The organism is Methylobacterium sp. WL19, from assembly GCF_008040005.1.
Taxonomy (GTDB): Bacteria; Pseudomonadota; Alphaproteobacteria; order Rhizobiales; family Beijerinckiaceae; genus Methylobacterium; species Methylobacterium bullatum.
Genome location: NZ_VRVC01000078.1, coordinates 1 through 23,947, shown reverse-complemented (window position 1 = coordinate 23,947; position 23,947 = coordinate 1). Strand labels below are relative to the sequence as shown.

23 protein-coding genes and 1 tRNA gene are annotated in these 23,947 nt (G+C 67.1%); 11 read left to right on the top strand and 13 right to left on the bottom strand.

What is annotated here, in order from left to right; all coding sequences use genetic code 11:
• The first annotated feature begins 359 nt into the window (after positions 1–359).
• The 3 genes from FV220_RS15840 (at position 360) to FV220_RS15830 (ending at position 3,482) form a co-directional block, all read left to right on the top strand.
• Positions 360–1,640, top strand: coding sequence for an O-acetylhomoserine aminocarboxypropyltransferase (locus FV220_RS15840; RefSeq protein WP_147832543.1), 1,281 nt, complete (start codon positions 360–362; stop codon positions 1,638–1,640).
• 109 nt (positions 1,641–1,749) lie between these two features.
• On the top strand, positions 1,750–2,148 hold the full coding sequence (locus FV220_RS15835) for a response regulator (protein ID WP_056144511.1): 399 nt from the start codon (positions 1,750–1,752) through the stop codon (positions 2,146–2,148).
• Between the two features lie 35 nt (positions 2,149–2,183).
• A complete protein-coding gene (locus FV220_RS15830; protein ID WP_147832542.1) occupies positions 2,184–3,482 on the top strand; it encodes an aminotransferase class I/II-fold pyridoxal phosphate-dependent enzyme in 1,299 nt (432 codons plus the stop codon).
• On the opposite strand, the gene FV220_RS15825 is transcribed toward FV220_RS15830, so the two are convergent.
• From FV220_RS15825 to FV220_RS15815, 3 genes are all read right to left on the bottom strand, one after another.
• A complete protein-coding gene (locus FV220_RS15825; protein WP_147832541.1) occupies positions 3,483–5,828 on the bottom strand; it encodes a bifunctional diguanylate cyclase/phosphodiesterase in 2,346 nt (781 codons plus the stop codon).
• Positions 5,829–5,893: 65 nt separating this feature from the next.
• The gene (locus FV220_RS15820) at positions 5,894–6,616 is read right to left on the bottom strand and encodes an RNA methyltransferase (RefSeq protein ID WP_056144500.1); all 723 of its coding nucleotides are present in this window, start codon (positions 6,614–6,616) and stop codon (positions 5,894–5,896) included.
• Between the two features lie 317 nt (positions 6,617–6,933).
• Positions 6,934–7,482: a formaldehyde-activating enzyme gene (locus FV220_RS15815; RefSeq protein WP_018042789.1), complete on the bottom strand. Its 549-nt coding sequence runs from the start codon at positions 7,480–7,482 to the stop codon at positions 6,934–6,936.
• Between the two features lie 205 nt (positions 7,483–7,687).
• Between FV220_RS15815 and FV220_RS15810 the strand changes: the two genes are divergently transcribed.
• Positions 7,688–8,899 carry an NADP-dependent isocitrate dehydrogenase gene (locus FV220_RS15810; RefSeq protein WP_147832540.1) on the top strand — a complete coding sequence of 404 codons (1,212 nt, stop codon included), beginning with the start codon at positions 7,688–7,690 and terminating at the stop codon, positions 8,897–8,899.
• 66 nt (positions 8,900–8,965) lie between these two features.
• On the opposite strand, the gene FV220_RS15805 is transcribed toward FV220_RS15810, so the two are convergent.
• The 3 genes from FV220_RS15805 to glgX all read right to left on the bottom strand — a co-directional run bounded on the left by FV220_RS15805 (position 8,966) and on the right by glgX (position 13,469).
• Positions 8,966–9,289, bottom strand: coding sequence for a hypothetical protein (locus FV220_RS15805; protein ID WP_056144496.1), 324 nt, complete (start codon positions 9,287–9,289; stop codon positions 8,966–8,968).
• 35 nt (positions 9,290–9,324) lie between these two features.
• Positions 9,325–10,962: a hybrid sensor histidine kinase/response regulator gene (locus tag FV220_RS15800; RefSeq protein WP_147832544.1), complete on the bottom strand. Its 1,638-nt coding sequence runs from the start codon at positions 10,960–10,962 to the stop codon at positions 9,325–9,327.
• A 230-nt stretch (positions 10,963–11,192) separates the two neighbouring features.
• Positions 11,193–13,469, bottom strand: coding sequence for a glycogen debranching protein GlgX (gene glgX / locus FV220_RS15795; protein WP_238253852.1), 2,277 nt, complete (start codon positions 13,467–13,469; stop codon positions 11,193–11,195).
• 196 nt (positions 13,470–13,665) lie between these two features.
• Between glgX and FV220_RS15790 the strand changes: the two genes are divergently transcribed.
• Positions 13,666–14,421: an SHOCT domain-containing protein gene (locus FV220_RS15790; protein ID WP_056144494.1), complete on the top strand. Its 756-nt coding sequence runs from the start codon at positions 13,666–13,668 to the stop codon at positions 14,419–14,421.
• A 443-nt stretch (positions 14,422–14,864) separates the two neighbouring features.
• Here the strand turns inward: FV220_RS15790 and FV220_RS15785 are convergent, their stop codons facing one another.
• The 5 genes from FV220_RS15785 to FV220_RS15765 all read right to left on the bottom strand — a co-directional run bounded on the left by FV220_RS15785 (position 14,865) and on the right by FV220_RS15765 (position 16,265).
• Positions 14,865–15,176, bottom strand: a complete 312-nt coding sequence (locus FV220_RS15785; RefSeq protein ID WP_018042781.1) for an ETC complex I subunit — start codon at positions 15,174–15,176, stop codon at positions 14,865–14,867.
• 49 nt (positions 15,177–15,225) lie between these two features.
• A tRNA-Pro gene (locus FV220_RS15780) sits at positions 15,226–15,302 on the bottom strand.
• Positions 15,303–15,430: 128 nt separating this feature from the next.
• Entirely contained in the window at positions 15,431–15,682 is a 252-nt protein-coding gene (locus FV220_RS15775) for a PilZ domain-containing protein (RefSeq protein WP_018042780.1), read from the bottom strand.
• Between the two features lie 72 nt (positions 15,683–15,754).
• On the bottom strand, positions 15,755–15,949 hold the full coding sequence (locus FV220_RS15770; protein ID WP_147832539.1) for a hypothetical protein: 195 nt from the start codon (positions 15,947–15,949) through the stop codon (positions 15,755–15,757).
• Positions 15,950–16,001: 52 nt separating this feature from the next.
• Positions 16,002–16,265 (bottom strand): hypothetical protein, encoded by a 264-nt coding sequence (locus FV220_RS15765; protein ID WP_147832538.1) that lies wholly within the window; start codon positions 16,263–16,265, stop codon positions 16,002–16,004.
• 228 nt (positions 16,266–16,493) lie between these two features.
• Between FV220_RS15765 and FV220_RS15760 the strand changes: the two genes are divergently transcribed.
• A complete protein-coding gene (locus FV220_RS15760; protein WP_147832537.1) occupies positions 16,494–17,195 on the top strand; it encodes a glutathione binding-like protein in 702 nt (233 codons plus the stop codon).
• Positions 17,196–17,211: 16 nt separating this feature from the next.
• Here FV220_RS15760 and FV220_RS15755 read toward each other — a convergent pair whose 3' ends face one another.
• Positions 17,212–18,126, bottom strand: a complete 915-nt coding sequence (locus FV220_RS15755; RefSeq protein WP_147832536.1) for an MBL fold metallo-hydrolase — start codon at positions 18,124–18,126, stop codon at positions 17,212–17,214.
• Between the two features lie 185 nt (positions 18,127–18,311).
• On the opposite strand from FV220_RS15755, the gene FV220_RS15750 reads away from it, so the two are divergent.
• Both FV220_RS15750 and FV220_RS15745 read left to right on the top strand, forming a co-directional pair.
• Positions 18,312–19,334, top strand: coding sequence for an LLM class flavin-dependent oxidoreductase (locus FV220_RS15750; RefSeq protein ID WP_147832535.1), 1,023 nt, complete (start codon positions 18,312–18,314; stop codon positions 19,332–19,334).
• A 76-nt stretch (positions 19,335–19,410) separates the two neighbouring features.
• The gene (locus FV220_RS15745) at positions 19,411–19,779 is read left to right on the top strand and encodes a hypothetical protein (protein WP_056158094.1); all 369 of its coding nucleotides are present in this window, start codon (positions 19,411–19,413) and stop codon (positions 19,777–19,779) included.
• A 278-nt stretch (positions 19,780–20,057) separates the two neighbouring features.
• Here FV220_RS15745 and FV220_RS15740 read toward each other — a convergent pair whose 3' ends face one another.
• Positions 20,058–21,287, bottom strand: a complete 1,230-nt coding sequence (locus FV220_RS15740) for a GGDEF domain-containing protein (RefSeq protein WP_147832534.1) — start codon at positions 21,285–21,287, stop codon at positions 20,058–20,060.
• A 403-nt stretch (positions 21,288–21,690) separates the two neighbouring features.
• Between FV220_RS15740 and FV220_RS15735 the strand changes: the two genes are divergently transcribed.
• From FV220_RS15735 to rpsP, 3 genes are all read left to right on the top strand, one after another.
• Complete coding sequence (locus tag FV220_RS15735; RefSeq protein WP_056144470.1) at positions 21,691–21,921, top strand: hypothetical protein; 231 nt, start codon at positions 21,691–21,693, stop codon at positions 21,919–21,921.
• A gap of 17 nt (positions 21,922–21,938) precedes the next feature.
• Positions 21,939–23,504, top strand: coding sequence for a signal recognition particle protein (gene ffh, locus FV220_RS15730; protein WP_056144465.1), 1,566 nt, complete (start codon positions 21,939–21,941; stop codon positions 23,502–23,504).
• Between the two features lie 111 nt (positions 23,505–23,615).
• On the top strand, positions 23,616–23,947 hold a 332-nt coding region (gene rpsP, locus FV220_RS15725), incomplete at its 3' end, for a 30S ribosomal protein S16 (RefSeq protein WP_147832533.1).

Genomic DNA, 23,947 nt, shown 5'->3' with positions numbered 1-23,947 from the left:
GGGCTGGAGCATGTGCGGCGCTATAACCGCAGGCGGGGGCGAGTGCCATGCGAATTCGTGCAGGATCGTGCCGGGGGTGCTCCTCCCTCCCCCTTGTGGGGAGGGATCGAGGGTGGGGGTGGTGCCGGACATGGCGCGACTCTTCCCCAACCACCCCCACCTCCGGCTCCTCCCCATAAGGGGGAGGAGAGGCGCCCTCCACCCTCGCGTCACCACTCACCCTTGACCCGCGCGCATCGTCCGCCATAAAGAACATCTGTTCGTTTAAGCGGAACGGGGGCGCGGCTCCTCTTCCGTCTGGCCCGGCACAGGCGCTAGAACGATGTCCAGTGCGTGCCCGCCGGCCCCCGGAGTAAGTGATGACCGACCGTATCCCAGGCTTCAACACGCTGGCGATCCATGCCGGCGCCGCTCCCGATGCCACCACGGGCGCGCGGGCCACGCCGATCTACCAGACCACGTCCTTCGTGTTCGACGACGTGGACCACGCCGCCTCGCTGTTCGGGCTGCAGGCCTTCGGCAACATCTATTCGCGCATCACCAACCCCACCAATGCGGTGCTGGAAGAGCGGATCGCGGCGCTGGAGGGCGGCACCGCCGCCGTGGCGGTGGCCTCGGGCCATGCGGCCGAGTTCCTCACCATGCACGCGCTGATGCAGCCGGGCGACGAGTTCGTGGCGGCCAACAAGCTCTATGGCGGCTCGATCAACCAGTTCAACCATTCCTACAAGAGCTTCGGCTGGAACGTGGTCTGGGCCGATACGGACGACCCGGATTCGTTCGAGCGGGCCATCACGCCGCGCACCAAGGCGATCTTCTGTGAATCCATCGCCAATCCGGGCGGGGTCATCACCGACATCGCCGCCCTGTCGGTGATCGCCCGGCGCCACAAGATCCCGCTCATCGTCGACAACACCATGGCGACGCCGTACCTGATCCGCCCCTTCGAGCACGGGGCCGACATCGTCGTGCATTCGGCCACCAAGTTCCTCGGCGGCCACGGCAATTCCATCGGCGGCCTCGTGGTCGACGGCGGCACCTTCGCCTGGGCCGGCGACGACCGCTACCCGATGCTGTCGCAGCCGCGCCCCGAATATTCCGGCATGGTCCTCTCCGAGACCTTCGGCAATTTCGGCTTCGCCATCGCCATCCGGGTGCTGGGCCTGCGCGATCTCGGGCCCGCGCTCTCGCCGTTCAACGCCTTCCTCATCCTGAACGGCATCGAGACCCTGCCCCTGCGGATGCAGCGCCATTGTGACAACGCGCTCGAGGTCGCCACCCATCTCAACGCCCATCCGGCGGTGGAATGGGTGAGCTATCCGGGGCTGGAGACCGACAAGTACCACCAGCTCGCCCGGCGCTACACGCCCCTCGGCTCCGGCTCGGTCTTCACCATCGGCCTCAAGGGCGGCTACGAGGCCGGCGTGAAGCTGGTGGCCAATCTCCAGCTGTTCTCCCATGTGGCGAATATCGGCGACACCCGCTCGCTGGTGATCCATCCGGCCTCCACCACCCACCGCCAGCTCACCGACGCGCAGAAATCCGCCGCCGGCGCCGGGCCGGAAGTGGTGCGCCTCTCCATCGGCATCGAGGACCCGGCCGACCTGATCGAGGATCTCGACGCGGCGTTAAGCGCTTGATTTTGCTGGTAGGCCTGGGCGCGTCTCCAGCCCGGCGCCCCCGGGTTGACCCTCGGCGGCGTCGGGACTACCCCGCGAACCAATCCCCCATCGAGATCGTTCGCATTGCATGACGCATGATCCTTTCGAGACTTCCGGCGAGCCCCCGGTCATCCTCCTGGTGGAAGACGACGGCCTCCTCCTGATGGAGGCGGCCGATACCCTGGTCGATGCGGGGTTCCGCGTCCTCGAAGCGCCGCAGGCCGACAAGGCGCTCACCATCCTCGAACGCAACGAGGAGATCGACCTGATGATGACCGACGTGGACATGCCGCAGGGCTCCATGGACGGGTTCGCGCTGGCCCGCCTCGTCGCCCATCGCTGGCCGACGATCCCCGTCCTCGTCGTCTCCGGCATGGGCACGCCCGGCCCGCACGACATGCCCGAGGGCGCGCGCTTCATCCCGAAGCCCTACGCGCCCAACACCCTGGTCCGGACATTGCGGGCCTTCGCCAGGCGCGCTGCCTGACCCCGCCACCTCTTTCGAAGATCGCGACGCCCATCATGGCCACCGAGACCCGCCCGCTCCGCTTCGCCACCCAGGCCGTCCATGCCGGCGCGGCACCCGACCCCGCCACGGGCGCGCGCGTCCAGCCGATCTACTTCACCAACGGCTTCGTGTTCGAATCCACCGAGCAGGCCGCCGACATCTTCGCCATGCGGCGCACCGGCTTCTCCTATTCGCGCGGCTCGAACCCCACCGTGGCCGCCCTGGAGCGCCGGGTGGCGGCTCTGGAAGGCGCCAAGGCGGCCGTGGCCGTCTCGTCGGGCCAGTCCGCCCTGCTCCTCGTGCTGATGACGCTGATGAAGAGCGGAGACGCCTATGTCGCCTCGCCGCGCCTGTTCGGCGGCTCGCTCGGGCTGATGAACCGGCTCGATGCGCGCTACGACCTCAAGCCGCTCTTCGCCAAGGGCCTCACGCCGGCCGATTTCGAGGCCGCGATCACGCCGGAGACGAAGGCCATCGTCTGCGAGTCGATCGTCAATCCCTGCGCGACGGTGATGGACATCGCCGGCATCGCCGAGGTGGCCAAGCGACACAACCTGCCGCTGGTGGTGGACAATACCCTCGCCTCCCCGGCCCTGATCCGGCCGATCGAGCACGGGGCCGACATCGTGTTCCACTCGACCTCGAAATTCCTCGGCGGGTCCGGCCAGACCATCGGCGGCATCATCTGCGACGCCGGAACCTTCGACTGGCCGGCGGCGGTAGGACGCTACAACCTCATCACCGAGCCCTGGGCCGACTACGACGGGCTGGTCGTCTCCGACCGCTTCCCCGATTTCAGCTTCGCGGTCGCCTGTCGACTCTTCGGCCTGCGCGATCTCGGCCCCGGCCTGTCGCCGATGAACGCGTTCCTGACGCTCACCGGCATCGAGACCCTGCCGCTGCGGATGAAGCGGCATTGTTCGAACGCCAAAGCGGTGGCCGCCTTCCTCAAGGATCATCCGGCGGTGGAATGGGTGAGCTATCCGGCACTGCCCGGCCAGAAGGGCGAAGAGCTCGCCGCCCGCTACGTGCCCGATGGGCCGGGCTCGATCTTCACCTTCGCGCTGAAGGGCGGAGAGCCGGCGGCCGTGAAGTTCATCATGGGCCTGGAGCTCGTCTCGCACCTCGTGAATATCGGCGAGATCAAATCCCTGGCGATCCACCCGGCCACCACGACGCACCGCCAGCTGAGCGCGGCCGACAAGGCGGCGGCCCTGGTCGGGCCGGAGACGGTACGCTTGTCCATCGGACTGGAAAACGTCGAGGATCTGATCGCCGATATCGCCCAGGCGCTGGATCAGGTCGACGCCTGATCAGGCGAATTTGAGCTCGGCGGAGACCGCCGCTCCCAGGGAGGCGGCCCTGCCGCTGTGCTTGTTGAGCAACCACGGCACCCGGCTCTGCGGCATGGGCTTGCTGTACAGGTAGCCCTGCGCATAGGCGCAGCCTTGCCCGCGCAGGAATTCCGCCTGCGCCTCGGTCTCGACGCCCTCCGCAGTGACGTCGAGGCCGAGATTCTGGCCGAGCTGCACCACCGCCGTGACGATGGCGGCGTCGTTGGGGTCTCGTTCGAGGTCGCGCACGAAGCTGCGGTCGACCTTGATCTCGTCCACCGGATATTGCTTCAGGTGGGTGAGGGAGGCGTAACCGGTTCCGAAATCGTCCAGCGCGACGCGGACGCCGGCGCGGTGCAAGTCCGAGAGGATCGCCGAGACGCGGTCTCCATGGCCGCCGAGGAGCACCGTCTCCGTCACCTCCACGCCGATCCTGTCATGGGCGAGCCCCGCCGCGGAGAGATCGGCGATCAGGCATTCGGCGAGGTTGTCCTGCGCGAACTGCGCCGAGGACAGGTTCAGGAACACCCGGCCGGGATCGTATCCTTTCGCGATCCACCCCGCGATGTCGGCGAAGATCTGGCGCGCGAGGACATGGCCGACCGCGATCCCGATCTCGGCATCGTCGAAGACCGTCGAGAAACTCGCCGGCGAGAGGAGGCCGCGGGTGGGATGCTGCCATCGCGCCAGGGCCTCGAAGCCGATGATCCGGCCCGTGGCGAGGCAGATCTTGGGTTGGTAATAGGGAATCAGGCCGCCGACTTCGAGGGTCGACCTCATCTCGCGGGCGACGGACACGCGATGTTCGATATCCGCCCGGAGCGCCGGAACGAAGAGCGTCGCGCGGTTTCGTCCGGCCGCCTTGGCCGCGTAGAGGGCGAGGTCCGCGTTGGTGAAGAGGTCGGTCGAATTGGCGGCGTGTTCCGGGTAGAGGGCGAGGCCGAGACTGGCGCGGAGCGAGACCACGCGCCCCGATACCGCCATCGCCGGATTCAGGACATCGAGGATCGCCCGTGACAGGGCATGGATGCGCCGGCTCGGCTGGTGACGGTCCTTCTCGCAGGGGGCGATGATGACGAACTCGTCGCCTCCGAGACGGGCGACGAGATCGCGTTCGCCGATGGCTTTGCCGAGACGCCGGGCGACCTCCTTGAGCACCGCGTCCCCCGCCTCGTGGCCGAGGGTGTCGTTCACTTCCTTGAACGCATCGAGATCGATGAGGATGAGGCCGATGCGCTCTCCCGACGCCTCTGCCCGGCTCAGAGCCGCGTCGAGGGTGGTCTGGAACAGGGCACGGTTCGGCAGGCCGGTGAGGACGTCGCGCTGGGCAGCGAGGCGGATCCGCTCTTCCACCGCCTTGCGGCTCGTCATGTCGACGAGGCTCGAAATGATGCGGGTCGACCCGTCCATCTCGACGGTGACCGCCGACAGCATGGCGTCCCGTCGCACCCGCCCCTGGGCTCCCGTGCTGATCTCGATCTCGTCGGCGGTGCCGGTCCTGTCGAGTTCCGCCTGGATCAGGCGGCGGGCATCCCCGTCGAGGAGATCGCGCGTCCTGTATTGTGTCAGGTCTTCACCGTCGTCGAGCCCGTAGAAGCGGTTGGCGGCGTCGTTGGCATCCACGATCTGGCCGTCGTCCCGGCGGGACACCACGATCGGGATCGGCACCGCCTTGAACATGGTCTCGAACAGGCGGCGGCTTTCCGCCAGTTCCGTGTTGGCACGGCGCTCGGCCTGGGTCGCCATCCATTCCAGACGCCTGAGGCGGTTCGACCGCACCACGAACAGCAGCATCGCGATGTTGGACACCAGCACCGCGAGGCAGACTCCAAACGCCGTGGAGGACAGGGGCGCGGGCAGGAGATAGCCCGCCGTGAGCGCGACCGACGCGAGCGCGCTGCTCGCCACGCTCCAGAAGAAGCGCGTCGGCACGACGATCATGTAGATCGCGGGCAGTAGGAGCATGACGAAGAGCGCGATGTCGGACCGCGACGAGCACAGGACCGCGACGCAGCCGGCGACGATGATCTCCCACGTCACCATGATGGCCTGCAGCCTGCCGAAGCTGGCGACGTTCCGGGTCGCCAGCAAACAGATGAGCGAGATCAGGATGACGCCGCCACGGGCCGGTACGGCGACCCAGAAATGGGTCTGACCCGCAAAGCGCCAGTCACTCAGGAGAAAGAGCGTGTTGAGGAAAAGGCCGCAGAGGAAGACCAGCCGGGCATGGCGCAGGGTCTCGGGCAGGCGCTCCTGCTGGAACGCCGCTTCCCGCGCGACCGAGACGAATTCGCCGCCAATGGCGCTGAGACGATGCTTCCACATGGTGCATCACACTCTCACGCAATCGTCGCGCAGGCGTTAAGAACCGTCTGCAGCGATGACAATAATCACTCTTTCGCCTTGATCCTGGTCATGGCGCGCAACGCCCCGCGAAACGTCCGGACATCCTGCTCCGTCATGGCCATGCGGTGCAGCATGTCGCGCATGTTGCGGGCGATCACGTCCCGCTTCTCGGGCGGATAGAACCCGCCCGCCTCGAGGCTGCCCTCCAGGCTGGCGACGAGGGAGGCCATCGCCTCGCGCGTGGCGGGCGGCGACTGCATCTCCCCGGTGAAAGGGAGCCGGGCCTGGCCCGAGGCCTTGCGCCATTCGTAGCCGACGAGGAGCACCGCCTGGGCGAGATTGAGGGACGGAAAGTCAGGGGAGACGGGAAAGGTGACGATGGCGTCGGCCAGGGACACCTCGTCGTTGGTGAGCCCGATCCGCTCCCGGCCGAACATCACGCCCACGCGCTGTCCCGCCCGCGCGGCCACATCCGCCATCGCCTCGTCGGGGGCATAGGCGCGCTTCATCTGCCCGCGCTCGCGGGCCGTGGTGGCGAGCAGATAGTTCAGGTCGGCGATGGCCTCCGGCACCGTGGCGAAGACGGTGGCGTCGTCGAGGACATGCGTCGCCCCGGAGGCGGCCTCGCGCACGCCCTTCTTCGGCCAGCCGTTCTTGGGGGCGACGAGGCGGAGTTCGGAGAGGCCGAAATTGGCCATGGCGCGGGCGACCATGCCGATATTCTCGGCCAGCTGCGGTTCGACCAGGATGACGACGGGGGCGATCATCGTCGCCCTCTGCCATGGAGCGGGCCGGACGCATAGTCCGTATGGGGAGGATGGGGAGCCGCGGGGCGATCGCCTCGAGCGATGACCCTCGGGAGAAGCGCCTTACAGCCTGTTCGATTGGATTTTTCGGCGGATTTTCGTGCCAATTGAAAAGATCATCCAATCAAATCTCCTCATCCTGAGGTGCCCTTTGCAGGAGCAAAGGGCCTCGAAGGAGCCCTCCAGCGGTCGCGGGATCCCTGGAAGGCTCCTTCGAGGCCGCTACGCGGCACCTCAGGATGAGGTAAATGCTTGGAAAAAACGACTCAGACAGGCGCTCAGATCTTACCGTCGAGGCCCATCTGGTAGTATTTGTGGATGATCTTGTCCTGGTTCTCCAGGAGCCAGTCGATCGAGGGCTCGTTGGTCATGGCCTTGCGGATCGCTTCCGTCATGCCCTTGCGCTGGATCTCGAACAGGGCCTTGTGGTCGACCGTCTCCGCCTCGATCACGCCGGGGCTGAGCCAGACCGAGCAGATGATGCCGAGATCGTTGGCCTTCTCCTTGGGGATGTAGCCGAGGCGCACGGCGTCGAGGACGCCGTTGGCGATGGCGAACTGCACCGTGCCCATGAGGATGGAGGTGTACTTGGATTCCGTGACGCTGACCTTGGAGACGCAGAGCGTCACCGGCCGCACCATGATGTCGGTGTTCAAGAGCGCGAAGACGCGGGAATGGCCCACCACCTGATCGCCCGTGAGGGTGGCGAGCGCCGTGCCGACCGGCCCGTCGAGCTCTCCGATGATGACCTCCGGCTCGGAGGCGGTGTTGGGCGGGCCGCCGGCGACCAGGGCCTCGCCGGCCCGCAGGATGATGCGTTCGCTCATGGACATGTCCTTCTCGATGTCGGAATGGCCCGCACATTCCCGCCCCGTCGCCGGATGTCCAGGGGGATCGGCGAATTTCGAGCCCGCCGACGCCCCGCCCGATCTGTAAGGGGCACGGCTTTCGCGTCCTGTTGCAGCGCGCTATGACCGCCGCAGCGGGAGCGCGGCCGGCCCCGGCCGCGTGATGAGAAAGGTTCTGAGGATCATGTCGAAGATCAAGGTGGCGAACCCGGTCGTCGAACTCGACGGCGACGAGATGACCCGGATCATCTGGAGCGAGATCAAGAACAAGCTCATCCACCCCTATCTCGACCTCGACCTCGACTATTACGACCTCGGCGTCGAGCACCGCGACGAGACGAACGACAAGGTCACCGTCGATGCGGCCGAGGCGATCAAGCGCCACGGCGTCGGCGTCAAATGCGCCACCATCACCCCCGACGAGCAGCGGGTGGAGGAGTTCAAGCTCAAGGAGATGTGGCGTTCGCCCAACGGCACGATCCGCAACATCCTCGGCGGCGTGATCTTCCGTGAGCCGATCATCTGCAAGAACGTGCCGCGCCTCGTGCCGGGCTGGACCCAGCCCTTCGTCATCGGCCGCCACGCCTACGGCGACCAGTATCGCGCCACCGACTTCAAGGTGCCCGGCAAGGGCCGCCTGACCATCAAGTTCGAGGGCGACGACGGCACAATCATCGAGAAGGAAGTGTTCAAGTTCCCGGCCGCCGGCGTCGCGATGTCGATGTACAATCTCGACGAGTCGATCCGCGACTTCGCCCGCGCCTCGCTGAATTACGGCCTCGCCCGCAAGTACCCGGTCTACCTGTCCACCAAGAACACCATCCTCAAGGCCTATGACGGCCGCTTCAAGGACCTGTTCCAGGAGGTGTTCGACGCCGAGTTCAAGGCGAAGTTCCAGGCGCTCGGCATCACCTACGAGCACCGCCTCATCGACGACATGGTCGCCTCCTGCCTTAAATGGTCCGGCGGCTACGTCTGGGCCTGTAAGAACTACGACGGCGACGTACAGTCGGACACCGCCGCCCAGGGCTTCGGCTCGCTCGGCCTGATGACCTCGGTGCTGATGACGCCGGACGGCCAGACCGTGGAGGCGGAAGCCGCGCACGGCACCGTGACGCGCCATTACCGCGAGCATCAGAAGGGCAAGGAGACCTCCACCAACTCCATCGCCTCGATCTTCGCCTGGAGCCGTGGCCTCGCCCACCGCGCCAAGCTCGACGACAACACCGACCTCGCCAAGTTCGCCAACACCTTGGAGAAGGTCTGCGTCGACACGGTGGAAGCCGGCTTCATGACCAAGGATCTCGCCCTTCTGGTGGGCCCCGATCAGCGCTGGCTTTCCACCACCGGCTTCCTCGACAGGGTCGACGCGAACCTGAAGACCGCCATGGCCTGAGGGCGAGGCTCGGGTTCCCCCTCTCCCCGCCGGGCGGGGAGAGGGGAATGCCCGGCCATCGCCGCTTCAGGTTGAAGACCTTGCCGCCTCGGCGTTGCGCTTGCGGGTCGCGGCGGCTTTCTTTGCCGAGGCGGAGCGCTGCTCGGCGGTGCGGGAGGCCGAGGCCTTTCCGCCGGCGGCGCCGCCCTTGTGGGCCGCCGGGTGGGAGCTCGATTTGCCCCTCCCCGATCCGCCCGGATGCTTGCCGCCGCCATCGTCCTTGTTGACGGTCGCCCAGGCGCGGGCCTCGGCTTCCTTCTCCGGCACGCCGCGCTCCTCGTAGGAGTCCGCGATGTGCTCGGCCTTGCGGATCTGCTTGTCGGTGTATTTCGACTTGTCACCCTGTGGCATGGCGCGCCTCCCGTAGCGGGCCCCGCGCCGCTGCCTCAGCTGCCGTCGGTCGGACCGTCCAGGATGGCGCGAACGCGGCGGATGAGATCGGTCCGGCGATAGGGCTTGTTCAGGAGATCGAACTCCGAACCCCCGGCATCGGTTCGCTCGAGACTCGCCTCGGCGTAGCCGGTGGTCAGCAGGACCTTCAATCGGGGTTGCCGCCGCTTGGCCTCGCGGGCGAGCATGATGCCGTTCATCCCGCCCGGCATGATGAGGTCGGTGAACAGCAGGTCCACCGAACCGCTCGAATCCAGGATCTCCAGCGCCTCGCGGCCGTTCCGGGCCATCAACAGCGTGTAGCCGCTGTCGCGCAGGATGGTTCGCGCCAGTTCGGCCACGTCCTCACGGTCGTCGACGATGAGGATGGTCTCGGTCCCCTGGCGATCCACCGTCCCCGGCACGGCGCGGTTGGGCTCCCGGTCGTCCTCGGCGGCGGCGGGGAAGGACAGGCGGACGCGCGTTCCCTCGCCGACGACGGACTCGATCTGCGCCGCACCGCCGGATTGCTTGGCGAAGCCATAGACCATCGAGAGGCCGAGCCCCGTGCCCTTGCCCTCGTCCTTCGTCGTGAAGAACGGCTCCATCACCCGCGCCAGGGTCGGCGGCGAGATTCCCGCCCCGGTATCGGTGATGGTCACGGTGACGTAGCGACCCTCACCCAGGGGTTCCGACCCGCCGAAATCCTGTGAGCCCAGATCCTGCGCGCCGATATCCCGGTTCTCGGTGGAGATCACGACGGTGCCGCCCTCCGGCATGGCGTCGCGGGCATTGATGAGGATGTTGAGGAGGGCGACCTCCGCCTGTGCCGGGTCGACACGGCAGTTCCAGAGGTCATCGCCCAGGTCGAGCCGCAGCGTGATCGCGTCACCCAGGCTGCGCGCGGCCATATCCTCCATGCCCTTCACGAGGGCGTTGAGATTGACCGCGCGGCCGTCGAGACGCTGCTTGCGCGCGAAGGCGAGAAGCTGCTGGGTCAGGGTGGTCGCCCGTTCGGCGGCGGTCCGGATGTTGTCGGTGGCGCGCCGAAGGCGGTTCCGGTCCGCATCCGGACGGTCGAGCCCGTGGCTCAGAATATCGATGTAGCCGACGATGACCTGGAGAAGGTTGTTGAAGTCGTGGGCGATGCCGCCGGTCAGCTGGCCGAGCGCCTCCATCTTCTGGGCCTGACCCAAGGCCTCCTCGACGGTGCGGCGGCGGGAGACATCGAGCTGCGAGGCGAAGAAATACACGAGCTCGCCGGCCGCATTGTAGATCGGCGCGACGAACAGCGCGTTCCAGAACGTCGATCCGTCCTTGCGGTAGTTGACGATCTCGGTGGCGAATTCCCGCCGCGCCTGGATCGCCTCGCGCAGGGCGTTCACGCTGTCCCGGTCGGTGTCCGGTCCCTGCAGGAAGCGGCAATTGCGGCCGATGATCTCTTCGGCTTCATAGCCTGTGAGGCCCAGGAAAGCCTTGTTGACGAAGACGATCGGATTGTCGTCCTGCCGCGGGTCGGTGACCACCATCGGCATCCGGGTCGCTTCGACAGCCGTAAAGAAGATGTCGCTGGTGTGATCGGCGATCTCCGACACCGCTCCCGTTCTCACGCGCGGCGGTACACCAGCAGGCGGCTTCTCGGGGCTATCGGTCATCATCTGTCGGTTGTCGTGCCAGGAAATGAAGGTGGGTCAGAAATACCCAACGGCTGGCACATCATCCGTTTCCCTCGACACATCTCGCGATGACGACGCAGGCGCCCCGTCGTCATCGATCGAAACGACCTGGAGTTGCGCCCGACCGCCGGGGTCGGGACGCATCTCCAGGCCTTCGTCGTGCCGCGCTCGTCGTGGCCGGCGCGGCATTCACCTCGGCGGAGCGCGGGTCAGGTCGCCGAGGGGGCGAAGCGCACGCTCTCGATATTGGCGCGTTCGAACGCCTGCATCACGTGCTGGTACGAGCGCTCCATCTCGGTCGCCTCGTCGCCTTCGGTCTCCTCGGGCTTCAGCACGAACATCAGCATCGAGCGTCCGGTGACGTCGTAGCGGTCGCCGATGGCCCAGGTGCCGACCTCCTGGCTGTCGGGCAGGTTGGTGTCGAGGAGCCGCGTCCAGCCGACGCCGCCGACGGAACCCGGCAGGGTGAAGGAGACGAGATCGCTGTAGGCGTTGTAGAGGATCAGCAGCGTTGCATCGCCACCCCGGCGGTGGATGCCGGACGCCTGGGCGCGGCCGTCGAGCAGGACGGCGATGGAATGCGCGCCGCCATCCGTCCAGTTCTCCGTGGACATTTCCTCGCCGTCGGGCCTCAGCCAAGTGACGTCCTTGACGCCGAGGTCTTCGTCATAGGCGCCGGAGAGGAACCGGCCGCGGGTGAGGATCGGCAGGGCCTCGCGCAGGATGGTGAGGCGCTGCGTGAACTCGGCGAGGTCACGGCCCGCGTCGTCGATCCCCTCCCAATCGAGCCAGGAGATCTCGTTGTCCTGGCAATAGGCGTTGTTGTTGCCGCCCTGGCTGCGGGCGAACTCGTCGCCGGCAAGCAGCATCGGCGTTCCTCGCGAGAGGAACAGCGTCGCCATCATGTTGCGCATCTGGCGGGTGCGCACCGCCTTGATCGCCTCGTCGTCGGTGGGGCCTTCGACGCCGTAGTTGTTCGAGAGGTTGTGGGAATGCCCGTCCCGCCCGTCCTCGCCATTCGCGAGGTTGTGCTTCTCGTTGTACGAGACCGTGTCGTTCAGCGTGAACCCGTCATGGGCGGTGAGGAAGTTCACCGAGGCCCAGGGCTTGCGCCCGCGCTTGTTGAACTTGTCGGCCGACCCGGTGATGCGCGAGGCGAGGCTCGGCAGAAGACCGGAATCGCCGCGCCAGTAGCCGCGGACATCGTCGCGGAAGCGGTCGTTCCACTCCGCCCAGCCGGGCGGGAAGCCGCCGACCTGATAGCCGCCCGGACCGCAATCCCATGGCTCGGCGATGAGCTTGACCGAGTTCAGCACCGGGTCCTGCCGGCAGGTGTCGAGGAAGCCGCCGCCCTCGTCGAACCCGTGCGGCTCGCGCCCGAGGATGGTGGCGAGGTCGAAGCGGAAGCCGTCGACCCGCATCTCCGTCGCCCAGTAGCGCAGGGAATCGGTCACCAGCTGCAGGACGCGCGGGTGCGACAGGTTGAAGGTGTTACCGGTGCCGGTATCGTTGATGTAGTAGCGCTCGTCGCCCGGCATCAGGCGATAGTAAGAGGCGTTGTCGACGCCCTTGAACGACAGGGTCGGCCCCTTCTCGTTGCCCTCGGCTGTGTGGTTGTAGACCACGTCGAGGATCACCTCGAGGCCGGCGCCGTGCATGCGCGCCACCATCTCCTTGAACTCGGAGAAGGCGAAATCCGGCACCGCCGCGTAGCGCCGGGCGGGCGTGAAGAACGAGATCGTGTTGTAGCCCCAGTAATTCACCAGGTTCTTTTCCTGGAGATAATCGTCCTGCACGAAGGCATGGACGGGCAGGAGCTCCACCGAGGTCACGCCAAGGCTCTTGATGTAGTCGAGCACGGCCGGGTTGCCGAGGCCGGCATAGGTGCCGCGCAGCTTCTCCGGCACGGCCGGATGCAGCTTGGTGAAACCCTTCACATGGGTTTCGTAGAAGATCGTCTTCTCCCACGGCACGTGCGGCTTGCGGTCCCGTCCCCAGGTGAAGGCCGGGTCGATGACGCGGCTGCGGCGGGTGAAGGGCGCGGAATCGCGCTCGTCGAAGGTGAGGTCGTCGCCCGTCTCCATCTGGTAGCCGAACAGGGCCGGGTTCCAGGTGATCGAGCCGACGAGACCCTTGGCGTAGGGGTCGATGAGTAGCTTGTTGGGATTGAAGCGGTGGCCGGCCTTGGGCTCGTAGGGGCCGTGGACCCGGTAGCCGTAGATCGTGCCGGGACGCGCGTCGGGCAGGTAGCCGTGCCAGATCTCGTCGGTATATTCGGGCAGTTCGATCCGCTCGAGTTCCTGCTCTCCGGCATCGTCAAACAGGCAGAGCTCGACCTTGGTGGCATGGGCCGAGAACAGGGCGAAGTTGACGCCGAGGCCGTCCCAATTGGCGCCCAGCGGATAGGGCGATCCCTCTTTGATGCGCGATCGTACCGCCTTCGTCTGCGTGGCGGCTTGCGGCATCGGGGGGTTCTTGGCGACCATGATCACTCCAGGGGGGGCTCGCTGCCTGAGGCGGAGCCCGACGGCATGAATTCTGCCGAGTGAACGTTCATGCTTGACCGTAAGGTCCGCCGGCGCGGAAACTTTTTGCGGTGCGAGAGGCACTTTCGCGTCAATGCCGTACTATGGTCGGGTCGCTTTGCCGCGCTCGACATCGTCGCCGTTCTGGAGCCAGCCCATGCCCGACAGATCTTCCGTTTTGCAGACCGTCGCCGACCGGCACGGCGTCAGCGTCGACGCCGTGCGCCATCTCATGCGCGCGCTGGAAGCGGGCAATGGGACGATGGCCCAGTTCAACCATCCCGAACTCGGAGGGTTCGGCCAATGGTCGTCCGGCGGCATGACCATGATCGGCAACATGTTCGACGCGAATCTGAAGTCGCGCGTGGCGGCGATATGCTCGGATCTCGCCCAATCCCTGCCCCCCGGCGGCTGGGACGACGGCTCGGCTTCCGCGACCTGGTGGCCCGCCGAACTCGGCCGACCGGCGACGTCCGGCTCGCAGAACGGCATGCGCTACGCCTATTTCCCGGATAGCCGGTTGCTCGCGGTGGAAACCGCGGGAACGCTCGTCCTCTACGATACCGGGCATTACGACATTTCCGGCGTCTCGCAGCAGCAGGGCGATACGCAGAGCCTCCGCTTCAGCGGCCGCAACGGTTACGTCGACCTCGAATCGCTCCAGCGGGTCAGCGTGGCCCCCACGCCGGAACGCTCCCTCGAACCGAAGCCGTTCCACCCCGAGCCGATCGTGGCCCCGCCCCGCACCGAAGACCGTCCGCGTCCGGCCCCGGAGCCGGACTTCCACCAGACCGGAGCCCCCTCGGGGGACGTGATCTCGACCCTCGAGCGCTTGTCCGAACTCCACCGCAAGGGCGTGCTCACCGAGGCGGAGTTTTCGTCCAAGAAGGCCGAACTCCTGGCGCGGTTGTAGGGGGCGCGGTCGGCGACGAGCGATTGCGCCGGGACCTCCCTCCCCACGGCGTTTCCCTTGCCGCGGGGCTCGGACCGGAACTTGGAAGTGTCGTCAGGCCCGTCGCGCGCGGCCGGTCATGCAACTGCGCGCGTCATCGCCCGACTGGGCGGAATCACCGGGGACCTGGTCGATCGATCCGACGGCATGCTTCCGGCGTGGAGAACCCCATCCTACACGGTACGATACAGGGCGAATCGTCCCGAATACCTCCCGGCATCCGGACCCGCTCCCATTTGCGCGGCTTTTATCGTAACGAAGGCTCGATGACCGATAACGACATGCGCGAATCACGCGCCGCACTCATCCTGCTCGCCGTCGCCGTGGCGTCGGTCCTGATATTCGGCGCGATAACGATTCTGACTCAGCTCTGAGCCGAATGCACCGATCGCGCGCCGACGACCTCAGTGGGTCCAGGGGGCCGTGCGGTTGAATTTGAAATTGTCCGAATAGGACAGGCCCTTGCGGATCGCGGGCTTCTGGGGCTGCTCGACCCGGAAGGTGATGCCGTTGCGGGTTGCGTAGGCGACGGCCTCGTCCTGGGTCTCGAACGACAACCTGACCTGCTGCAGCATGTCCGACGATCCGGTCCAGCCCATCAGGGGGTCGGTGTCGCGCGGAGAACTCTGGTCGAATTCCAGCAGCCAGGCCTTGGTGCGGGCCGTGCCGGATTGCGAGGCATCCTTGGCGGGCTGATAGATTCGAGCACTCGGCATCGTGGGGTCGATAGCTCCAGCAGGAGAGAACGGCCGATACGCACGCGATTGGTCGGGGCGATAGGATTCGAACCTACGACCCTCTGGTCCCAAACCAGATGCGCTACCAGGCTGCGCTACACCCCGACACGCTCGCGCGCAGAGCGGAGGTACGGTTTTTGGAAGCAAACAGCAAGCGCGCCGCAGCGATAAGCGCCCCGATGGTGAAGGAGAGCCGAAATCTGCGGCCCCTCCCCTGTCGGCGGCGCTGCGGATCAGACGGAGAACGCGACGCCGAGCTTCCTGTCCCGTCTCCAGACGACCGTGCAGGCGCGCGGTTTGGCGTAGGCGGTCATCACCAGGATGAACTCGTCCGGAACCTCGTCCGGAGTCTCGACCTCGATCTGTGCGCCGGTCTCGGACTGGTCCCAGACCAGGCAGTCGATATCCGCCCGCTCGCCCGCGAAGGAGAGCGCCCCGATGCGAAATGCACCTTTCCGCGAGGCGCGGCGACGATTGGTAGTCACGTCATGGATCCAGCTCTAACCTGACTCCGACTGTCACCCTGGCCGGTTAATTTTCAGGCTATCGGTACACGATCAGACCATCACGTCGACGACACGGTCCTGGCCTGCCGGACGGGCGGTCACCGTCGGTGCGGTGGGCGCGCCGACATTGACCGAGACCAGTTTCGGTTCGGTCACCCCATCGCGAAGGGCCTCCATGCGGGCGCTCGTCACCACGTCGAGGGCCTTCAGCAGTCCCAGCGTGTTCAGCGAAACCGTGATCGTCATCGGGAGGGGCCTCCGTCGATGGATGGTGCTGCAATGTCTTGCAGCTGGGACGCTACACGAGGATGTCGAGGACGCGTTTCTCGGTGTCGAGGGTCGATTTCATCACCGCCGTGTTGACCTCGAAGCTCGCCTTGCTCTCCATCAGCTGCATGGCCGAGCTCGACAGGTCGACCTGGGTCGGGCTGGGGAGGACCTGATCCACCTGGGTCGGGCTGGGCATGGTCATGCCCACCGAGGCGATCTGTTCCGCCGCGTTGCTGAAGCGCTGGGAGGCCGCCACCATCCCGCCGCCGCTGATCGAGATCGCGCTGCTCATCCTACCGGTCTCCCGCTCGGGTACCCCCGTGAGCGACCATGCAAGCACGAGAACCCTGAAGCAATCGGTCGAACAATCCCTCGCATTCTAGCGACCTGCCGTTCGAGCGACCTGCCATTCGACCAGCCCGGCATTCGCGTGACCGGCGCGGCTTGACCTCGGTGCCGCCGGTCGCCAACTCGACCTTCGGCGCTGCCCGGCACTCGCGGCGCGCTGAAAGGAATTTCGATGATCGATCTGCATTACTGGCCGACGCCGAATGGCCACAAGGTGACGATGTTCCTTGAGGAGGTCGGGCTCCCCTATACGATCAAGCCGGTGAACATCGGCAAGGGCGAGCAGTTCAAGCCGGACTTCCTCGCCATCGCCCCCAACAACCGGATGCCGGCCATCGTCGATCACGACCCGCCGGGGGGCGGCGCTCCGATCACCCTCTTCGAATCGGGCGCGATCCTGCTCTATCTCGCCGAGAAGACGGGGCGCTTCATCGCCGCCGACCTGCCGGGTCGGGCCGAGGTGCTGCAATGGCTGTTCTGGCAGATGGGCGGACTCGGGCCGATGCTCGGCCAGAACCACCACTTCTCGCAATACGCGCCGGAGAAGATCCCCTACGCCATCGAGCGCTACGTCAAGGAGACGAACCGGCTCTACGGCGTCCTCGACCGGCGTCTGGCCGACCGGGAGTTCGTGGCAGGGCCCGATTATTCCATCGCCGACATGGCCTCCTATCCGTGGATCGTCCCCTGGGAGAAGCAGGGCCAGAACCTCGACGATTTCCCCAACCTCAAGCGCTGGTTCACCGCCATCGCCGAGCGCCCCGGCACCAAGGCGGCCTATGCCCGCGCGCCGGAGGTCAACCCCGACCACGGCAAGACCATGAGCGAGGACGCCAAGAAGGTGATGTTCGGCCAGACCGCCAAACGGGACTGACGCAAGCGGGGCTGAGCTATCGCCGGAGGCTGTCCAGCCTCACCGGGGCGGCGTGCGGGCGGGTCGCCAGCATGCCGTCGATGAGCGCCAGCACCTCGGCCCGGCCGCAATTGGCGGCCGGCTCGAACGGCGTCCAGGTCTGGGTGAAGTCGAGCTGGGCGAAGACGTCGCGGTAGCGGCGCAATTCGTTGGTGGTCAGCGGCACCCCGCGCACGAAGGCCTTGTGGGCCGAGATCGTCTCGGCCCGGCGGAAATCCTTCGGGTCGAGCTCGAATTTCAGGGCGTCGCCGCAGAACAGGATCTTTCGCGCCCGGTCGAACAGGATTGCGTGGCCGTCGAAATGCCCTGCCGTGCGGTGGAGTTCGAGGCCGGGCAGCGGTTCGAGGAAATCGTCGTAGGGCCAGGAGACCTGCAAGGCCGCGCTCCAGATGAAGTCGGCGGCCGGCAGGCAGAGTTCCGGGTCGAACCGGTCCTGCAGCTGCACCAGCGCCCCATAGGCATGCGGGTGCGAGGAAGAGAGCACCTGCATCCCGCCGAGGGACGCGATGTGCTTCAGCGCCGCCTCGCTGAAGACCGGGCAGGCCTCGAAGCCCATATTCCCGTCGGGCGTCTGGATCAGGTAGGCGCTCGGCCCGATGCCGGAGACGGGATCGTTCCAGAAACGCCAGATTCCCGGCTCCAGCTCCTCCCAATGGCAGGGGAAGCGGTCCTGCGCCTCGCGCTCGCTCCAGAACTGCCAGCCCTTCTGCGGCACCACGTGACGTGCGTCGAGGCACATCGGACACGAGGGCGGCGGCGCGAAATGGCGCTGCCAGAACCCGCAATTGTCACAGGTATAGGCGGGGAGATCGAGGGCGCCGGCGAAGGGCAGGTATCCGGGAGACACGGTGGCGTTGCTCGGGTTCGGGGCGGGAGGTCGAGGCCCAGCCATATAGGTCGTGCCGCGAGGCTGTCGCGGGTCGGATGACGAGAGGATCGCTTCGGCGCCGGCCGGAACGCATGGCTCCTGCGCCGGACGGCCCGGTTGCGAAGCGGCGGCGGCGTCGCGATCTCTTCCGGGTGGGGACGTTCATGGCCGGCGCGAGCCGGTCGCTCATGCAAACGGACACGCGATTCATGATCCCTCTTTCCGTTCTCGACCTCGCCTTCGTGCCGCATGGCGCGACGCCCGGCGACGCCCTGCGGAACACCCTCGACCTGGCGCGGGTGGCCGAGCGCCTCGGCTATCGGCGGTTCTGGCTCGCCGAGCACCACAACATGGTGGGCATCGCCAGCGCGGCGACCTCCGTGGTCATCGGCCACGTGGCCTCGGGCACGAGCCGCATCCGCGTCGGGGCCGGCGGGGTCATGCTGCCGAACCACTCGCCCATGGTCATCGCCGAGCAGTTCGGCACGCTGGAGACCCTGTATCCGGGCCGGATCGATCTGGGCCTCGGGCGCGCTCCGGGTACCGACCAGCGGACCTTGCGCGCCCTGCGGCGCTCGCCCGAGACGTCCGACCAGTTTCCGCAGGACGTCCTCGAACTCCAGGCCCTGCTCGGCGACGCGCAGCCGGGCCAGGTGATCCAGGCCGTGCCGGGGACGGGCACCAAGGTGCCGCTCTGGATCCTCGGCTCCAGCCTGTTCGGAGCGCAGCTCGCCGCCATGCTCGGCCTGCCCTACGCCTTCGCCTCCCATTTCGCGCCGGATGCGTTGATCGAGGCGCTTTCCGTCTATCGCGAGCGATTCACCCCGTCCGAGCAGTCGACGACGCCTCATGCCATGGTGGGCGTCAACGTCGTGGCGGCCGAGACCGATGCCGAGGCGCGTCGCCTGTTCACCTCGGCGCAGCAGCAATTCGCCAACATGTTCCGGGGCACGCGGGGCCTGCTGCCGCCGCCCATCGACGATATCGAGACCTACTGGTCGCCCTCCGAGAAGCGCCAGGCCTCGGGGATGCTCGCCCGCGCCATCGTCGGATCGCCGGAGACCGTGCGCCGGGGGCTCGCCGACCTGATCGCCGAGACCGGGGCGGACGAACTCATGGTGGCGAGCGCCATCCACGACCATGCCGCGCGCGTGCGCTCCTACGAGATCCTGGCGGATGTCGCCGCGGCGCCGGTCCGGGCCGCTCCGGCGCGGGAACTCGTCGCGGGTTGATCCCGGCTGCGCCGGGCGGGGTCTCGCATCGCTTAGGAGGTGTGCCTATGGTGCGCCACCAACCTCACGGGCCGACATGATCAAGAAGACGCACCTTCCCTCCGACGCGACTCTCGCGGACGTCGTCCCCACCCTGGAGGAGGCCGACGCCTATCTGAGCCGGCTCCTCACCAACATGCGTTTCTGCCAGAAACGGCACGGCAATGCCTCGGTCCGCATCGCGGTCACGGGCAAGGGCGGCCACCCGTCCTACCGGGTCGATTACGTCAAGCCGGTGGCGCCGGACCCGGACGGCACGCCGTTCGACGCCTATGGCGGCAAGGCCCATTACAGCTTCACCGCCATCAACATCATGGAGACCAACTGGAGCAGCCGCTCGATGAGCATCGACGAGGTGCTGAAACTCCAGGCGGACTTGCGGAAGCCGAAATTCGAGGAACGGTGAGTCCAGGGGCCTCGCTCTGATCGCTCTCGGCCGAGCCTGCTGCATTTATCCCTCTGCTTTTAGGCAGGGCGCGTCCCTCTCCCCCTTGTGGGGAGAGGTTAGGAGTGGGGGTGGCTCCGCCAGCCTCCGCAGCGTGAGGGTCGCCCAACCACCCCACCTCCAACTCCTCCCCACAAGCTCGACGGATCTCGGGCAGGCCCGAGATCCGCTGGGGAGGAGGGTCCCGCGCATCCCGCGAGATGCGTGACTCTCATAGCGCTCGACCGCAGGCGGTCGGTTCAGCCCGCCAAGGGGATGCGGGAGGCCCGGTCGGGCAGGCGCGCGGCCTTCGCCCCGCCCGCCTGACCTGCGCCGAAGCCCGGCCGGGACGCGAAGGGCAGGAATGTCCAGCCGTCTCGTGTCCGGCCCTTCGTGACGTAGAGCGCGGAATCAGCGCATTCGATGAGTTCCTCCGGCGTGTGGTGTCTGCCGGGGACGGCCGAGGTCACGCCGATGCTGATCGTCAGCCCGATGGTCTCCCCGCGCCAGAGGAAGGGCGAAGCGCGCAGGGCCGCGTTGGCCTGCTCGGCGATCTCGGTTGCCGCATCCCCCTCGATCCCGCGAAGCAGGATGCCGAATTCGTCGCCGCCGAGCCGCGCGAACACATCGGCGGGGCGGATGCTTCCCCGCACCGCGTCCGCCACGTGCTGGAGCGCGGCATCGCCGGCCACGTGGCCGAGGCCGTCATTGATCCCCTTGAACCGGTCGAGGTCCATCAGCATCACGCTGAACGGCTCGCCGGTCTCGCGCGCGCACTCCCCGGCGAGCTGCCGCATGAACTGGCGGCGATTGGGCAGGCCGGTCAGGTCGTCCTCGGCGGCCAGCCGCTCCACCGTCGCCATCAGGCTATCGACCACCGAGACGAGGAAGCCGAAATTCCAGACGATGCCCGCCAGGATGAAGACCAAAAGGTCGATGGCCGCGAGGAAGACCAGGGAGACATCCGGTGCGATGCCGCTGAGCCTCACCGTCACCGCGCAGGCGACGATGCCATGGGCCGTGATCGCGGTCGCCAGTGCGCTCATCGTGATGAGCGCGCCGAGCTCCCGAATCCGGCGCCGGGCGAGATAGAGGATGGCGAGCGCGAGAGGAATGCATTGCGACGTGACGTAGAGCGGGTTCTGGCCCCACCAGGGTTGCCAGGTGAGCGCCATGGCGAGCACGCTGGCGGCCAGCAGCCCGGCATGGAGAGCCCAACGCGGCTCGTCCCCGTGGAAGCGGCGCAGGCCGACCGTGTTCAGGTAGAAGGCCAGACAGGCGACGGCATTCCCGCCGACGGTGGTGGCGAAATTCCCGACGCCGCCATCGAGGGCGAGCAGGATGCCGCCCGCCACCTTGGCCAGGCTGCCCGCCAGCCAGTAGCGCACCCCGGCCAGCTCCCTGTAGCGATAGAGGACGCTGGCCCAGAGCACGCAATGGGAGAGCCCGGCTATCAGCACGACCAGATACAGCGTGTAAAAATCCGGCATCCGGGACGGGCACTCTCTCTTTCGGGTCACACGCTCACTGACCAAGCTTGGCGGTTTGGATGTCTGAATACGCTATTCACCGCCGTTTGGGCGACTCGGTGTCTCTCACAAAACTCCCGCTGCGCCGTTGCGCCGTGAGCGAGAAGGGCCGTGAGCGGGAAGCGACCGGGAGTTTCGTGAGGTACTCCCAAGGCGGGCATCGACATGAATGCATCGCCCGCTCGACCATGATCTTGACTTGCGCGGGCTCTCGGACTAGTCCGCCAACCTCATATCCGACGACATGTCGTCAATACGAACGCCGACCGGCCCTGTGAGGCCGGAGGTCAACGCCCGACAGCGCGATGCGCCCTCGGGCGAGTTTCGCGTTGGAAACAGGCCGTCGCTCCGCCGATCCAGACGAGTGAGTCTCGCCCTGTCGCAAGCGCATGAACCCCTTCGCATCGAGGATGCGGTCAACGATGTCTGCCCCTGGTCGGGCAAGCCGATCGCGGCCGATTCCCTGACGCTCTACAACGGGTCCGTCGTCGGGTTCTGCAATCCCGATTGCCGGGACAAGTTCGCGTCGGCGATCAACGCCTTCGAGGCGGCGCTGCAGGTGCGGCGCGTCTCGTCCGCCGGCCTGTTCCAGTAGGTTCGGAGAGCCAGACGATGTTCGAAGGCCTGTCCGACCGCCTGTCCGGTATCCTCTCGGGGCTCACCCGTCGGGGTGCGCTCACGGAAGCCGACGTCACCGCCGCCCTGCGTGAGGTTCGCCGCGCGCTGCTGGAAGCCGACGTCGCCCTCGAAGTGGTGCGCGGCTTCACCGAGAAGGTGCGCGAGAAGGCGGTGGGCGCCGTCGTCGTCAAGTCGGTGACGCCCGGCCAGATGGTCGTGAAGATCGTCAACGACGAACTCGTGGCCATGCTCGGCTCCGAGGCCGGCCTCATCGATCTCAACGCCCCCGCCCCCGTCGCCATCCTGATGGTCGGCCTCCAGGGCTCGGGCAAGACCACCACCACCGCCAAGATCGCCCGGCGCCTGACCAACCGCGACAAGCGCAAGGTGCTGCTCGCCTCCCTCGATACCCGCCGCCCGGCCGCCATGGAGCAGCTGGCGATCCTGGCCAAGCAGGTCGGCGTCGACAGCCTGCCCATCGTCGAGGGCCAGTCGGCGGTGCAGATCGCCCGCCGCGCCATGGATGCCGCGCGCCTCGGCGGTTTCGACGTGGTGATGCTCGACACCGCCGGCCGCATCACCCTCGACGAGGCGCTGATGGCCGAGGCCGCCGAGGTCAAGGCGGCGACGAATCCCCACGAAGTCCTGCTGGTGGCCGACGCGCTCACCGGCCAGGACGCGGTGGTCACCGCCCGCGCCTTCGACGAGCGCCTGGGCGTCACCGGCATCGTGCTGACCCGCATGGACGGCGATTCGCGCGGTGGCGCGGCGCTCTCCATGCGCGCCGTCACCGGCAAGCCGATCAAGCTCGTCGGCACCGGCGAGAAGGTGGACGCCCTCGAGGAGTTCCATCCCTCGCGCGTCGCCAACCGCATCCTCGGCATGGGCGACATCGTCTCCCTCGTGGAGAAGGCGGCCGAGACCATCGACCACGAGCAGGCGCTCCGCACCGCGGAGAAGATGCGCAAGGGCAAGTTCGACCTCGACGACCTGTCGATGCAGCTCGCCCAGATGGAGAAGATGGGCGGCATCGGCGGCCTGATGGGCATGCTGCCCGGCATGGGCGCCATGAAGAAGCAGGTCGAGGGCGCCAATCTCGACGAGAACATGTTCAAGCGCCAGCGCGCCATCATCTCGTCGATGACCGCGCAGGAGCGCAAGAATCCCGACATCCTCAAGAATTCCCGCAAGAAGCGCATCGCCGCGGGGTCGGGGACGAAGGTGGAGGAGCTCAACAAGCTCCTCAAGATGCACCGGACCATGGCCGACATGATGAAGGCGATGGGGTCGGGCAAGCGCGGCATCGGCCAGGCGCTCGGCTCGATGTTCGGTCTCGGCGGCGGTGGCGGGATGGGCGGCATGCCCGGCCTTCCCCCCGGCATGCCCGAGCCGACCCCCGAGCAGATCGAGGCGATGCAGAAGCAGATGGGCGGCAAGCTGCCTCCCATGCCGCCGGGCTTCGGCGGCGGAAAGATGCCGGGCCTTCCGGGGCTCGGAGGACCGAAGGGGCCGGGCGGTCTGCCGGGCCTCGGCGGTTTCCCGTTCGGGAAGAAGAAGTAGGGGCGAATGGGGAGTAGCGAATAGCGAAGGGGCGGCAGGCCGGCCCTCTTCGCTACTCACTACTCGCTATCCGCCAAGAACGATCAGATTACCAACCTCCAGGAGCACACCATGTCCCTCAAGATCCGTCTCACCCGTGGCGGCGCCAAGAAGCGCCCGTATTACCGCATCGTCGTCGCCGATGCCCGCGCGCCCCGCGATGGCCGCTTCATCGAGAAGGTCGGCGTCTACGACCCGATGAAGGCCAAGGACGATCCGGCCCGCATCGTGCTCGAGTCCGAGAAGATCCAGGCCTGGCTCGCCAAGGGCGCCCAGCCCACCGACCGCGTCCTGCGCTTCCTCGACGCCGCCGGCCTCGCCAAGCGCCCCGCGCGCAACAACCCGCAGAAGGCCGAGCCGGGCGAGAAGGCCAAGGAGCGCGCCGCCAAGCGCGCCGAGAAGGC